At 34.3% G+C, this 14,515-nt stretch carries 11 protein-coding genes; 5 read left to right on the top strand and 6 right to left on the bottom strand.

The window, feature by feature from the left end:
• Positions 1-581: 581 nt before the first annotated feature.
• From ACWPWS_RS02940 to ACWPWS_RS02920, 5 genes are all read left to right on the top strand, one after another.
• Entirely contained in the window at positions 582-3,569 is a 2,988-nt protein-coding gene (locus ACWPWS_RS02940; protein ID WP_454045428.1) for a ligand-binding sensor domain-containing protein, read from the top strand.
• A complete protein-coding gene (locus tag ACWPWS_RS02935) occupies positions 3,562-4,197 on the top strand; it encodes a response regulator transcription factor (RefSeq protein ID WP_454045427.1) in 636 nt (211 codons plus the stop codon). Before ACWPWS_RS02940 ends, ACWPWS_RS02935 begins: the two co-directional genes overlap by 8 nt.
• A gap of 1,098 nt (positions 4,198-5,295) precedes the next feature.
• Entirely contained in the window at positions 5,296-6,582 is a 1,287-nt protein-coding gene (locus ACWPWS_RS02930; protein WP_454045426.1) for a zinc-dependent metalloprotease family protein, read from the top strand.
• A 677-nt stretch (positions 6,583-7,259) separates the two neighbouring features.
• Positions 7,260-8,918 carry an SGNH/GDSL hydrolase family protein gene (locus ACWPWS_RS02925; protein WP_454045425.1) on the top strand — a complete coding sequence of 553 codons (1,659 nt, stop codon included), beginning with the start codon at positions 7,260-7,262 and terminating at the stop codon, positions 8,916-8,918.
• A 168-nt stretch (positions 8,919-9,086) separates the two neighbouring features.
• Positions 9,087-9,905, top strand: a complete 819-nt coding sequence (locus ACWPWS_RS02920; RefSeq protein WP_454045424.1) for a hypothetical protein — start codon at positions 9,087-9,089, stop codon at positions 9,903-9,905.
• A gap of 430 nt (positions 9,906-10,335) precedes the next feature.
• On the opposite strand, the gene ACWPWS_RS02915 is transcribed toward ACWPWS_RS02920, so the two are convergent.
• The 6 genes from ACWPWS_RS02915 to ACWPWS_RS02890 form a co-directional block, all read right to left on the bottom strand.
• A complete protein-coding gene (locus ACWPWS_RS02915; RefSeq protein ID WP_454045423.1) occupies positions 10,336-11,202 on the bottom strand; it encodes an EboA domain-containing protein in 867 nt (288 codons plus the stop codon).
• 78 nt (positions 11,203-11,280) lie between these two features.
• A complete protein-coding gene (locus tag ACWPWS_RS02910; RefSeq protein ID WP_454045422.1) occupies positions 11,281-12,126 on the bottom strand; it encodes a hypothetical protein in 846 nt (281 codons plus the stop codon).
• 56 nt (positions 12,127-12,182) lie between these two features.
• On the bottom strand, positions 12,183-12,761 hold the full coding sequence (locus ACWPWS_RS02905; RefSeq protein WP_454045421.1) for a hypothetical protein: 579 nt from the start codon (positions 12,759-12,761) through the stop codon (positions 12,183-12,185).
• Positions 12,748-13,296 carry a hypothetical protein gene (locus ACWPWS_RS02900; RefSeq protein WP_454045420.1) on the bottom strand — a complete coding sequence of 183 codons (549 nt, stop codon included), beginning with the start codon at positions 13,294-13,296 and terminating at the stop codon, positions 12,748-12,750. The genes ACWPWS_RS02905 and ACWPWS_RS02900 overlap by 14 nt, the downstream gene beginning before the upstream one ends.
• Positions 13,297-13,318: 22 nt before the next feature.
• Complete coding sequence (locus ACWPWS_RS02895) at positions 13,319-13,873, bottom strand: hypothetical protein (protein ID WP_454045419.1); 555 nt, start codon at positions 13,871-13,873, stop codon at positions 13,319-13,321.
• Positions 13,874-13,904: 31 nt separating this feature from the next.
• Positions 13,905-14,492, bottom strand: coding sequence for a hypothetical protein (locus ACWPWS_RS02890; protein ID WP_454045418.1), 588 nt, complete (start codon positions 14,490-14,492; stop codon positions 13,905-13,907).
• Positions 14,493-14,515 lie beyond the last annotated feature (23 nt).

Genomic DNA, 14,515 nt, shown 5'->3' with positions numbered 1-14,515 from the left:
AGACAGTTAATATTATATCGTGTGATCTTAATACTCCTTTTATTTTTCAGGAATGAAACTGATGCATTTTGATAGTATCAATTTAAAATCTGGAATGTGAAAAATGCAAATTTATTTTGTAAAAACAAATTGCCATGCTTATAGTGATATATCCTGCTTATGTAGTTTTATAACTACAGGTTATAAAAGCGTATATAAAAGCATTTATGTACTTTTGCGGCTAATATGTATTGATGTTATATTGATGAAAATGGTAGAGCGTCACTATGAATTTTTAACAGGATTCAAGTATCATTGACCTCGTAGCAATTTTCAGGATCATTCTTTACAAGGATGCTCAGTTAACGATTATAGTTAACAGCTTTACATAACCATATAAATATCAAAAACTATTTAGCAGAATACCATAAAAATAAGCTGCAGATCATCACTGAATGCAATACTCCCAGCTTACTCTAAAAGCCTTAGAAATTGATACAGCTATCATTTTAAAATGACATTCGATACTTCATCCAGCTTTTAAAATTTGGTGTTTTTTATAATTCTATACCATGAATACTTTATCATTACAAGTATTAAAAATGCGTTATAAACAACTTATAGTTTTATTTTTCATCAATATACAACTGTATTACAGCCAGCAGGCAGCTTCGGTATGGTATGATACAGATAAAGGACTTCCTCAGAACAGCGTAAAGGACATTACCAAAGACAAGTACGGATTTATCTGGATCAGCACAGAAAATGGATTGGTACGTTATGACGGAAATAATTTTGTCACCTATAATCACCTTAACTTTAAAAATAACAGATTCACCTCTTTTTTTGGAAATGCAAAGAAAGATACTATTTTTATTACAACAGCTTTTGAAGAAAATATTGCATTAATATCCAAAAGAAATGTAAGTATTCTGAGTCATCGACTGGGCTGCCTGCAAAGAGTATTACGTGAAAGCAGATCGAACCTTATTTTTACTAAGAATACAATAGAAGATAAGTTTGAAGATACAGATTTCTTTATTTACTTGGGTAAGAATAACTATTATCATTTGCTGCATGACGGAACAATCCAATACAGGAATAAGAAAATCACAACGCTGAAAAATCTGCGTAAAAGTTATATTTCTGATACATTTTGTTTTGACAAGACTATTTTTATTATTTGCAGAGCATCAAAAAAAATAATTAAAATTTCTCCAACCCGGATTACTTACCTGGATGCACCTGAAGTATTTTTTAGGAATGATGCAAAAATATACTGGAGCCAGATAAACAATCAATCTTTTATTATCCAGAATCATATATTGTATAGAATACAGTACGAGTGCAATAGCTTTACTATAAAAAAATTAGCTGATTATGACCTTAATAAAAATTCCTTATCTTCCATCTATCATGATGAAGCGAACAATAAGCTCTACCTGGGTACATTATCTGACGGATTGAATGTCATAAAATTCAACAATTTCCATGTTTCCAACAAATCGGATAAATCATATGAAAATATTTTTTATTCCATACTTCCTTTTGGAAATGATAAGGTGATTAATTCCTTAGGCGATGTATACAACGAAACCGGACTGGTAAAACAATATCATTTTAACACAACCAATCATTTTTTTTTACTGTATGATAATCAACAGAATATTCTTGTTCAGCAGAGATCAGGTTTACGACGTTTTTTTAAACAGTCTGATTATTCTAAAAAAGAAAATCTTGTTTTTAAAAATGAGCCCTCCCGTGCATGGAAACTGAAAAATTATTTTATTGTAACCTTTCATAAACCTATTTTAAAATCTACTCTTACGTTTTATAGAGATTCCGGTTTTACAAATCCTTTTTTACAGTTTTCCATCCCTAATATTGTAACTACTGTTCATGAATATGACCATGATAAATGGCTTGTAGGTACCAGAGATGCTTTGTATTCAATAGAAGGCCCCTCTTTTTCTCCTAAAAAAATCTCTGCCAAGCCATTACATATAAGGGAAATGACAAAAACAAAGGATGGAAATGTTTGGATCATGACTCAGGGAAATGGTTTTTTTCTGTATAAAAAAGGGGAACTCATTAAAATGCCCGAAGATAAAAACGGATATCTTTTATTTTCACATGCTATTCTGGAAGATAAAAACGGTTTTCTCTGGATCAGCACCAACAATGGCTTGTTTAAGGTTTTGAAAAACAACCTGCTGCGATATTCTAAAGACAAAAAAACTTTACCCAGCTACTACCGGTACAGCAAAGAGGATGGCTTTAATACCAATGAGTTCAATGGAGGGTGTTCTCCGGGTGCCGCGGCTCTCCCCAATGGAAACTTCGTATTTCCTTCTATCAAAGGACTGGTATTTTTTGATCCTGAAAAAATAAGAAGCTATTATCCTAACAACTTCTTTCTGGAAAGGGTTGTATTTTATGATTCCAAAAGCAGCATAAAAGGACAGCATATTCATCTGGAAAACAATTTTTATAAAGCGGTCATTTTAATAGATGTTCCTTATTATGCCAACAGAGCTAATCTGGTTGTTGAAGGAAAACTGAAAGGCTGTAAGAATGAAAAATGGGAAAGAGTAAGCAGTGATGGCAAATATTATGTCGCCAACCTGGAGCCAGGCCAATATCAGCTTATGGTAAGGGTATTGACCTCTCCGAAAGGAAAATACATCTATAAAACAATTAATATTAATGTAAAACATTTGTTTTATCAGACATTTATTTTTAAAATGCTTATTGTCCTGGTTTTAGCACTTATTGTGTTTACCATCATTAAAATAAGAATAAAAAGGCAGGAACAGAACAAAAGAGAACTTGAAGAAATTATTGACATCAGAACCCGGAAACTCTCAAAAGCAGTCTCCAAACTGGAGGATACCAAGGAACAGCTCCGAAAAGAGAGTGTACAGCAGAAAAAACTTTTGGAAACGATAAGCCATGATATTATTACTCCCATAAAGTTTTTATCCATTACCGCCCAAAAACTCTATGAAACAGACGAACACGACCGTTACATACAAAAGAAACATTTTGAAAGTTTCTATAAATCTTCTGTGGAGTTTTACAATTTCGTAAAAACCTTAAAGGAATATGCGGAGATCTATAACGTTTCTGAAAAAAATGAGCAGTATAATGTCTACGAAGTTGTGGAAGCTAAAAAAGCTCTTTTCGAAGGTGCTGCCAAAGAACAAAACACGCTAATTATCAATAATATTAAAGATCCCACTTATTCAAAAAGCAATCAGAATGTGATCGCTGTTATCATTCATAATCTCATAGACAATGCCATTAAAAATACTACCAATGGAGTCATCGAACTTTCTACCAGTGAAAATAGCAGCACCTTTTTCCTGGAGGTAAAAGATACAGGCAAAGGAATGAGCAGGGAACAAATGAACTATTATGAAAAACTTCAGAATAATATTGAAAATGAAAAGCTGGTTTTACAAAAATACAGTTTGGGATTACATCTCATTCTTCAGCTGCTCATGATGATCAATGGTAAAATTGAGTTCAAAAACAATACTCCAAAAGGAACTGTTGTATCCATTAAAATTAAAAAAAAATATGACTAAAAAAATTATTATTGCAGATGATCACTTCGTTGTAAGATTAGGGACTACCCTGATTTTGGAATCACACTACAAAGAGGTGAAAATTTCATATGCTGAATCCTATACGGAACTTACGGATAAGTTATACGCTGAACAATTTGAACTGTTAATTCTGGATATCAATATGCCGGAGAGCAAGTATTTAAGTATGATCGGTGAAATAAAAACAATACAGCCCAATCTTAAAATCCTGGTTTTTTCGGTATATGACAATGATATTGCCGTACAATATATCATTGAAGGAGCAGATGGATACATAAATAAATTATCGGATGAAAATAATATCCTGGAAGCCGTTCAGCAAATTTTTGAAACCGGAACTTATTATTCTCCGGATATTGTAAAAAAACTTGTTTCTTCAGTTAAAAAAGACACTCCTATCAATCCACTGGAAACATTATCCGAAAGAGAAAAGGAAATATTTGACCTGCTGGTAAAAGGGTATGGGAATATTGAAGTATCAAACGAACTCAACCTTCACCTTTCCACAGTGAGTACTTATAAGGCAAGAATTTATAAAAAACTCAATATTAAGAACACCGTTGATCTTGTCCGGTTGGGAGACCGCAATCAGGCCTATAAAAAATAGCTAAAATCCCCGGACCTATTAAAAGCAGGGCTTCTTACCACTTCAAATCTCTAATAATCACGATAAAAACTGTCGTACCTGTCATTAAATAACTACAGATCCGATACCCTTTTAAGCTATGTAATTGTATAGTTTTGCTTCATAAAAATAATATTATAAGTTATTTGCTTATATCTATTTCTATTGACAAGCCTTAAATAAGCATTCATTAAACATTCATTCTATTTTACCTGTATTTTTACGATGGTACAGGATTAAGGTGAGCTCAGTGAGCTCATCTTTTTGTTGATCTTCCATACAATTAAAAACTATACCTCATGACAATTTATAACTTCACTGATATAGTTTAATATCTACAACTTATATTTCTTATTACTTAAGCTATTCAATAGTTTTGTCAAACATTAAATTGTTTATGTATGCTTTACTATTAATACTGAAAATCAATAAAAGTTAGAAGGGCTTCTTTGAGTACAAAAACTATATCTACATGGTTAATTTCCGGTTTTTAGCACTACAACATTATTCATAATATTAAATTTCATCATTTTAAGCTTATAGTATAAGTCGGATATGAACCAAAAACTTTTTTAAGGATATAGCAAATTATCAGTATTTAAGTGTACAATGAAAGATGGGCGTTTTGCCCATCTTTCTTTTTTTTCCCTATACCTTTATCATAGCCTTTTTAAGATCAATTATACTATTTTCACCATTGTAGCCCAACAAATACACTTTAAATTCTTATTATACCTATTACATCCTTAATGTAATTACTACAAAATTGAATATGAGAAAGTAATTATCTGTTAGTATTTGCAATACATAATTCTCTTCATCGGATATTACCAGCTTATTTACTGTATAAAAAAGACACTGTCCAGGAAAAATTAAATATCGTTTTTGTGGTAAGAAAAACCTCGTAGAAAATGATAAGCATTCTTACTCATTATAATATGCCACCCCTATACTCATCCACTAAAAAACATGACAAAACCTGCCCCTTAATATCTTCATTCATGTAGTTTAATCTTTACGTTTACCTTTTTACAATATCACAATTAAGTGATTAAATTTGCACTAATAAATAATTCTATTATGAAAAAGATTATTCTTTCAATGGCCCTTGCAGCCACTTTGTTTGTTTCATGTCGCAATGAAAACCTTGAAGCCGGTTCTTCTGCCAATACCGGTATTGTAACCCATAAAGGCAGTATGTATAAAATTTCAGAACTTCCGTTACTTCCAGAGTTTGCAAAGCCTATTGAAAAAGAAGGAGAAGTAAGAAAGTTCACCCTTATCAAAAATGATGGTACAAAACTCAATTTTGAACTTATAAGCAACAAAGCAACTCTTTTTGGAAAAATGAGAACGTTCATAGGAACAATGAACACCAATAGCCAAAATAAAGAAAAGGCTGTTATGATTGTTGGTGAAAACGGTTTTGATTTATTTTACACAGATCGCAATCAGGATTACAGACTGAAAGGGAATCAGGATCTGAATATCGGTTTACAAAAGAGAAATCTGGGGATCAATCCAAATCACAGAACTCAGTTCCTGGCTCTGGCTAAGAAAAAAGGATTAGATGGTAACCATCTTTTACAGGAAGCGAATAAAAAACCTGTTGATGCTGATAAACACTTTGAGGTAGCAGTAGAACAATCAAACAACTATTCCTTAATTAATGTAACGGCAACCCAACTGAAAAAAGGTTCCGCTGTGGGCAGAGGAAACTGTAAGACAGAATCCCTTCCTTTTTCAGATTCCGGAAAATCATATGCCAAAAATTCAGGGTCTCTGCGTGCATACAATATTGAGGTAGTCTATACCGACAGTACTTTTGATTTTACCTCATTATATGCAGCTCTTGTAACCTCCCTTAATTCTGTGGATTCGGGATTTCAAGCGATCTCACCTAATGTTACTCAATATCCGGGCCGTCCCAACAACCCTGATTTTCCAATATCTGTAGAAGATGAACTGCGCTATAACAATGCATTTTCTAAGGTAGATGATTCATCTGAGCAATTAAATAAAGTTCGAAATTGGATTGCAGATTCAAACTCTTATAGTACTGGAAGAGTCGTTTGCGTGGCTCTATATGAAAACAAGTGGTCATCGGATGTCCTTGGATTGGCAAATGTCGACATATACAGAAATAGTGATCTCCGTGGTAATAAAAAATGGTCATCATTGATAGCTTGTGATGATTTTAATAGTCTCTTGGCGCATGAATGTGGTCATAACTTAGGAGCAGTACATGTCGACAATACCTCAGATGTTATGTATAGATCTGCAGGTAGTATTTGGGGTGGTTATAATGCTTACAATCACCATGACGCTACCAATATTTCTAAAATAAAAAGATCATTAACCTATTAATATATATAAAACAGCCCGGATCGTAGATTCCGTACATTGAAAAAGGATGAGCATTGGCTCATCCTTTTAATTTAACACCAATGAGAATGTATTCATCATAAAGCAATAAATAACTTCCTGTTCGTAGTATTATATTTACAATGTTAATTCCTTGTGATTTTGATTATTTCAATAGGTTTGCAGCAATGAAAATCATTTACAAAGAATCAATAAAAATGGTTGACAAATTCACCGTCATAGAAATATTTGTCCTGACTTATTGCGGATTTTCATTTAAGAATAATAACCTGCGTTCAATTTTAATACCCGAGTTTAGAAGATAAGCTCCAGATATAACCTAGTTTTTTTAAGTGTTTTTGGAAGATGGGCATTTTGTCCATCTTTCTTTTTTTCCCTATCCAAAGGAGTTTAATTTTTCAGACCTGACTTTTCCGTTTTCCGTACCCGAATTCTTAGTATTATTATAATTTTTGAATGGACATAAACTGGCACAGTAAGGAAACAATTTTGTTGTCTCACCACCCTATTAGCTTCGTCATTCTCTATAATTTATATCTACAGACATGTAGGTTTAAATGGACAGAAAATATATTAACCTGTTCACTCAAAAAAATAAATTTGTGTATCAATAAACACATAGGATAAAATATTTATCCGATAATTTAATTTTTTTAATTATGATAGATCGAATAGTAATTTTAGGAGACAGTATGTCTGACTTTGGTATTAAAAAGAATACAATTATGGGCATGGTAGCAAGAGCTGCCGGTGCGATGCGTGTAAATGCTGTGGGACGCTTCAGTGACACAAAAAACTGGGCCGACTACATGTGGGAATGGTCTGGTGGTGAGAGTTTAATAGATGGTAAGGATAAGAAACAAACGGATGCTTTAACGACGAAGCATATGTCTCTGAAAGAATCAGCTCATGGAAGTCCGGATAACCAATTATCTTTCGTAAACTATGCGGTAGGCGGTGCAGTAGTCAATGAAAGGGATAAGCTGGCACATAAATTAGCCCTGACCACTATACTGGAGCAGAAAGAAAAATATTTCAAGGAATTAGACAATGATCCGTCTAAGGCTAAAAATACTATGCATATTGTCTGGATTGGTCTGAACGATACTGTTACCGATGGTAAAGATGCTTCAAAAATGAAAGCAATCGTTGATCAGGTTAAAGGTATGACTGATGAGATTCGTGCCCGTGTTGCCAGGGATGGAGGAAAAGCCTATTTTATGGTGGTCAATAATCCAGCTCCGGAAGAAGCTGTACGTTACACCCATGCAGATAAAGACACGAAATTACGTGCAACAGTAGATAAGGCACAGGAAGCTACTTTGGAGTTTAACAGGCATCTCAAAGAAGCATTTCCCAATAAATATGACGATACGATGGTGGTTGATATGTATGAAGCACTTAAAACCAACTTGTATAATTTACGTCTTATAAAAGCAGCACAGCACCGCGGAAGAAAAGTACAATTCAACAACCCGGAGGATAATATGGATACTTCACTTGCGAATACCCTGAAAGAATTTAAAGAAATATATAAGGATAAAGGAGGTAATGAAATATTTGATGAAATCCAGCCGCTTCTGGATAAAGCAAATAAAAGTGATAATGAGATTACACTTCACAGGGAAGTTGGTGATTTAATCATTAAAAAAATGGCTGAAGGTCACAAATCTGCTGAAAAGCTTGAAAGCATAAAGGCTGTTAAAAATGCATTAATGGCTACCGGAACATATCCGAGTCAGATTGAATTTGTAACAAAGTATTATCAACAGATAAGACCCGAAAAACATCAGGCAGATATTGCGAGACTTCAGGGAGAACTTAATGAAGTATTTTCACAAAATCTTGTAAAACAGCTGGATGATAATTTAAACATTTCAAACACCGGATTATATGATACGGTTGGTTCTATATTAAATGACGGACTCAATAAAGGGGGACAGAATAGGGATACCAGTACTTTTAGAAAATTATTAGATAATGTAACCGCTAATAACCTGGGATTTGTAGCGACATCAGATGGAGCACACCCTACTCAGGCAGCTTACAAAGCGATTGCTTTAACGATGGCTTCCCATCTTAATCAAGGCTTTTCTGTTTTGCCAGGTCCTGATTTTATAAAGAATGCACAGGATGCACTCGTTGAGGCTGAAATTTTTGAAAAAAAGGTAAATATTCCGCTAAAAGATATATCAGCGTATACCACTCCTACTGTAAAGGCAGATCCAAAGGCTGTTCTCGCTTCTGAAGCCCTGAAACAGCAGCAGCCCAAAGAAATAAAACAAGACAAGCCTAAAACGGTGTCTTTTCAAAAGTAAACCGAAGGGATCCTGGATATTAATTAACTCTTAGTTAAAGTTTACAACACTGTTATGCTACAAGTATACTTATCATTTAAGTCTTATAGGTCATTAATAATGTTGTAAACTTTTACAGTTATTACCTAAAACAAAACTTGTTCTTTACAACTTTAATATAAATATAATATGCCTCAAACAGAAACAGAAACCGAAGAATTACACGAACGTCCTGATAAAGCAAAAAAAACTCATTCTCACACCCAACAGACAGATGAGCATGAGAATAACGCAAAAACCGGTACCTCCCAGGGAGAAAACCCCAAAAAAGAAAGAACTGATTCCCCCGATTCTATCATGGCAAAAGGTTCTTCCATTAAAAAAACGTTAAAAATTACTGCGATCGGACTGGCTGCGGGATTTGCGCTTGGAATGCTTTTCCCTCCATTGGGGCTAGCTGTCATGGCCATTTCTGCAATTGCCGGGGCTATCGCTATAGGTGCGAAAGTAAAGCAGATTTATGATAAAACAAAAGCGTATAATAGAACAAGACCGGAAAACAGTTATAATGAAGAAAATACTGAAGCAAAGTCTGCAATCCTTCGTGAAATTGTCCGGGAATTAATGAAAGAAAAAGTATCACAAGATAAAGAGGAGCGTAAGCAACAGGATAAAAAGAATGGCGTTGAAGAGGATTTTCAACACAATATGGAAACATTAGCAGGAAGCACAAGAAAAAAAGCAGAGCATATTCCTGAAAACGGGATAAAAAAGGGAGTGGATAATGACCCCAAATTATCTTTTAATTCGAGAACAAAGAATGCAGGGACTGATCATAACAGAAAACCGGCAACCCCTACGAATGAATCCAGAATGGCTATGTTTACCCAACCATTAAACAGTCCTCATCCTAATATAAAAAGAGGAAATACCGCTTCAAAATCCAAAGCTCAGCAGGAAACACAAAGTGTCCATAAAAATATGGGAATGAGACGCAATACATTATAATGTCTGTGATCATTTATTATTGTCTTCTTGTAGCTGAAATAATGGCAAAAATGATAATGTAAAGACAGTATTTTACAAACTGTATACATTGAAAAGTTATTCCGGAAAAATCTTAAGTTTTGAAAACCCCAAATTTTTCCGCAATAACTTTTTACTATTTTTTACATCATTATTGGATGCATGTTTATATTTCTTTACATTATTGGCCGATTAAATTAAAGCATAATTAACAGATTGCTTCTCCGTAGCTATAATTTTAAAACAAATACATCCTATTAACAGTGAGCTCCCATTGGAGCCGGATTAGATCCCATCGGGATCTACTATTAATAGAAAAAAATGAGGTCTCCTGACAAATAAAGCTCCGGAGGAGCGACCTGTTAATTCATGCCGTAAATATTGATATTTGCAATGTATTTATACTTTTTTATCAGATTGTAATGATTTCTTCATTCCGGATATCATATTGTTCTCCGATATAGTTCCATAAAGTAGTATTTATAGGTCTTAATATATTGTTGCACGTGTTGGAAGCACTTTCTCTGAGTACGATGATGGCTGCGTGCCTTGACAATGGATCACCAGATTCAATAACTTTCAACAGATCTGTGGTAATCTCTTTATTGACAAATCCGTCCATCAATCGCCAGATCTCCGGAGATACTGTTTTTCCCGAAGACCATCTTTCGTGAATATAATCGGTGGCGATGAAAGCCAGCATTTCATTTTTACGCAGATCAAGATTAATGATCTGATAAAGCGGGCGACCCATACACAATGTTTTCAGAACCAACTGATTCCAGGAATTCTGAGTCAGATATTGGGCGGCAAAAGGATTGAAAAGAGCGATAGAATCAAAAACAGAAGTGATATTCGTTTTGATGCCCTCTTCAACAACAGGAACAAACTCACAGGCATTTTCAAGAAAGAAAATTCCTTTGTAGATACTGATCAGTTCATTGATATCTGCTGACTGCGCAAGCTTTTTCACCACGGTTACATTCTGATCTTCGGGAATATAAATCATCAACAGACATCGGCAGAACTGCTGAAGGTTCCATTGACCGGAGGTAAGACCTGGATAAAGCTGTTCAAGGATGATTTTTTCAGATGAACTCCAGTCTGGTGAAACGGATGGAATCATTTCGGAAATACTTCCGAAGTTCTGAAAGAAAAGGGTCTCATTTTCAAACAGCATAACCGTTTTCATCCAATCCATCCGGTCTTTTGAAAGCCTGGTCTGAATGAGTGAGTATATTATTTCGCTGGAATTATTTTTAAAAGTGTGATCTGTCATCTCAGTGGTGTTTTTGAATTGTATAGAATGGGAGATGCATTGACCTCTCAATTAAAACTAAATACTTCTTTTGCTGGCTTATTTTTTTGATTTTAAAGCATTAAAAGCTTTTCCGGGTAAGCCTCTCAGAACAGAACCTGCCCTGTTACTAAATTTATTACCTGATTCAGGATCTACCAGAAGATTCGCAAATTGCGGAACTTTTAATATCATAAATATCATGACAAGCTGAAGCGCAACAGAAAGGAGAACATTCGTCCATTCTGTAGTTCCGATAGGTAAAAGAACAATAATCACTTTTAAAAGCGTTAATATAGGTTCCCATAGCAGAATAGACAGGAAACCAAAGAACCATGTCTTCAGTATTCTTTCATTAGACACAATAAGTGAAAACGGCAGAACAAATATTCCCAAAGCATAATACACAAATATCATCAGCAATTGTCTCAATAATATATAGGCTCCCACACAAGATGCAACAAGATAAACAAGGATATGGAAAAATTCTAAAAAAGGATTGACCTGCAGTATATCATATACTCCGTTTCCATCTGCCCCTTTTGACTGCACATGTGATATCCCTTTCTGAAAGAAATTTTCAAACTCGGCAGGACTTTTGTTGGTCACTTTATAAGCCCCATGTTTTACGATATCTGATAAAATATCTACGGTATCAAATAATAATAATTTGACCAAAGGAATATATAATGTGATCACCATAAGAGTGAGAATAGGCCTTAAAAGTGTCTCCCTTCCAATCTTTTCATCCGGATCCGACATGGCTTTCATTACTTTATACCCAACATAAACAAAGGTAAATGTAACGGCTATGAGCAGAACATACGGTCTCAGCTCAGTAATAAACAGGTCAAAGTTAGTTTTAAGAATTGTCCGGTATTGATTTAGAACTTCATTTACTGTCATTTACTTTATATTTTTAGTCGTGATTGATTTTTGCATTTCGATCATCTTGCTGTACATTATTTTATTAAGACTTTATTGATGACCGACAGGGATTGGAGGTCTTTCTTTATAGACAAAACAGTGGCTCTGATTTTCAAAATCCTTGTTAAAAGCTTTCCAAAAACAGTATAAAACTGGCCCAAACCTCCAGAAAAAATTCCCGCTACTATATATCTTTTATAGTCACTTTCTGCTTCCTCTAAATATCTGTTTTCAACGGCCAGTTCCTCGGATTTCTTTCCCAGGGAATGTTTAAGAAATAACGGATTGTATCTGATGATACTGATCACGTTTCTGAGATTTTTTATATCTGTTTTAGTAGTTTCAATCGTAGCGATAGCCGCAGCAGCAAGTGCAAGGCTTTGTACGCTTTTAATGCTTTTTTTGTCATCAATCTCTTTTTCCAGCCTGATCAGCTTTTCAAACAACTCATTTTGTTTATCTTTTAAAACAATTTCTGCTGCTAATCCTCCAATAATTCCAGTTTTGGTTGCAGCAACAGTATAATCATTAATATCAAAAGACCAGGTCTGTGTATAAAAAAAACTAAAGCTAAAAAGAAGCAGGAATGCGGATATTGGTTTAATATGTTTCATCTTCCAGTGTTACTCGTATTACTTTATCTAAGGCCTGCTGAATGAAACGCAGCCTTTCTCCTTCAGGAATATAGTTGGCAGTATTCAGGTAATTGGTAATATTTTCTTTCTCAGCATCAAATTTCTTCTTGAATCTTCTTCTTACCAAAACATTTGAAACTTTACCGCTTGAAAGCGGAGAAACAGCTACGATCTGATATTTATCCTTTACATAATCATAACTTGTTCCGGATAGAAATCTCAGTATATCGTCTTTTTTTGAAGCTAAACCAGGTGATATCCGGGTAAGTTCCTGGTTAGGTTCTATATAAATATCTTTTGTTCTTTTCATAATACCTGTTTTTGCTAAAGCGTACCCATTCAGCTTTCTATGGGCTGAGGCCATATCTTTGTAATATGACTTTGACAGGAGATCATTAGCTGACCAGTTCCATGTCCAATTAATTACAATCTGAGCTTTGAAGATTACAGACAACAATAGCAGTCCGACGAAAAATATCTTAATACCAAATGACTTGAGATATAATTTATTCATGACTTTAAAAATTTTAGATTAACTATTTAGTAAACTGCCGGACTATTTTCCTCTTGAGCGTACTTTCTTTGATATTATCTTCTACCCTATCCAGTTGCCGGTTAATCGCAGACAACGACGTTCTCAGGTCTTCATACAGATTAAATTTTTCTCCCAAAATGACCACTTTTTCACCGTTTAAGAAATGGGAAGACATATTCTCAATCTGGCTCTCTGCTGACTGCAAATACACTCTGTTTTCTTTCTTTTTTGAATAATACAGGAAAGAAAGATTTTCATTATCCTGCCTGAGTTTCCGCGATCTGTCTTTCACATTATTGATGATATTATTTACCGTAAATAGCCATGCAGCACCAGTATAGTATGGAAGTCTTTTTCTATACTCTTTCAAAAAATCTTTAGTCCTTTTCTCTGTTGTTCCTTCTTTGCTCTTCAAAGCATATTTTTCTCCAATAATCAAACCTGATCCAAGATTCGACGGGACGTCTGAAATAGGACCAAAAGGGTTATTGGCAAACGGTTGAGAATAAGCTCTTAATGAAGTAAGAACGAATAACATTATCAGAAACCTGTACATATGAGAATAAAATTTAAAGATGAATGAAAAACTAAAATATAATTTCAAGATTCTTGATCAATTGGATAAGTTCCGGATGGCTTTGTACCAGCAGTGCTAAAGCAGGTAAAGTCATCACCCCAATAACTTCCTTGTCATTTTTAGAATATACCCTTACCAGCTGTTCGCGGATTCTGTAAATTTCCTGTCTTTCGGCTGCCTTTATTTTTGAGGCATCCACATTCTGAATGGAAAGAAGCGCAGCTTTATTTAACGCTAACGATTGTAAGTACTCCTTCTTAACGTTGGTTATATAAGGAAGTGTTTTAAACTGATTCAATAGTACAGGTCCTATCCCTAAAATCCCGGTCTTTACAGACTTAATCGTACTATTTTGCTTATCAAATTGAGCTGACTTTTTATAGTTTCTTTCTAAAAATTCTTCATTATTCTTAATCATTTCTTCCAGGTAATCATTCTGGAATTTTAGCTGTGCAGCTCTTGTACCGGTATGTAAAAGAATTTCAGCAAGCTTTTTCCTTGTATCTGAATCGGTATTATTCAAATGGATAGCAACATGTACAAACTGAGCTGAAAACAGCTGAAATGTCAAAAAAAACAAAAATGGTAATGCTCTCATAATACTGTATTATTAAAACTTAT

Source organism: Chryseobacterium sp. Marseille-Q8038, from assembly GCF_965111995.1.
Note: the sequence above shows the minus strand (reverse complement) of the source record. Positions and strands in the feature narration are given on the sequence as shown.

Excerpts from the sequence above, each read along its gene's own strand:
- ACWPWS_RS02895 (WP_454045419.1), bottom strand. The coding sequence starts at position 13,873 with ATGTACAGGTTTCTGATAATGTTATTCGTTCTTACTTCATTAAGAGCT.
- ACWPWS_RS02930 (WP_454045426.1), top strand. The coding sequence starts at position 5,296 with ATGAAAAAGATTATTCTTTCAATGGCCCTTGCAGCCACTTTGTTTGTT.
- ACWPWS_RS02935 (WP_454045427.1), top strand. The coding sequence starts at position 3,562 with ATGACTAAAAAAATTATTATTGCAGATGATCACTTCGTTGTAAGATTA.
- ACWPWS_RS02900 (WP_454045420.1), bottom strand. The coding sequence starts at position 13,296 with ATGAATAAATTATATCTCAAGTCATTTGGTATTAAGATATTTTTCGTC.
- ACWPWS_RS02920 (WP_454045424.1), top strand. The coding sequence starts at position 9,087 with ATGCCTCAAACAGAAACAGAAACCGAAGAATTACACGAACGTCCTGAT.
- ACWPWS_RS02925 (WP_454045425.1), top strand. The coding sequence starts at position 7,260 with ATGATAGATCGAATAGTAATTTTAGGAGACAGTATGTCTGACTTTGGT.
- ACWPWS_RS02890 (WP_454045418.1), bottom strand. The coding sequence starts at position 14,492 with ATGAGAGCATTACCATTTTTGTTTTTTTTGACATTTCAGCTGTTTTCA.
- ACWPWS_RS02915 (WP_454045423.1), bottom strand. The coding sequence starts at position 11,202 with ATGACAGATCACACTTTTAAAAATAATTCCAGCGAAATAATATACTCA.
- ACWPWS_RS02940 (WP_454045428.1), top strand. The coding sequence starts at position 582 with ATGCGTTATAAACAACTTATAGTTTTATTTTTCATCAATATACAACTG.
- ACWPWS_RS02910 (WP_454045422.1), bottom strand. The coding sequence starts at position 12,126 with ATGACAGTAAATGAAGTTCTAAATCAATACCGGACAATTCTTAAAACT.
- ACWPWS_RS02905 (WP_454045421.1), bottom strand. The coding sequence starts at position 12,761 with ATGAAACATATTAAACCAATATCCGCATTCCTGCTTCTTTTTAGCTTT.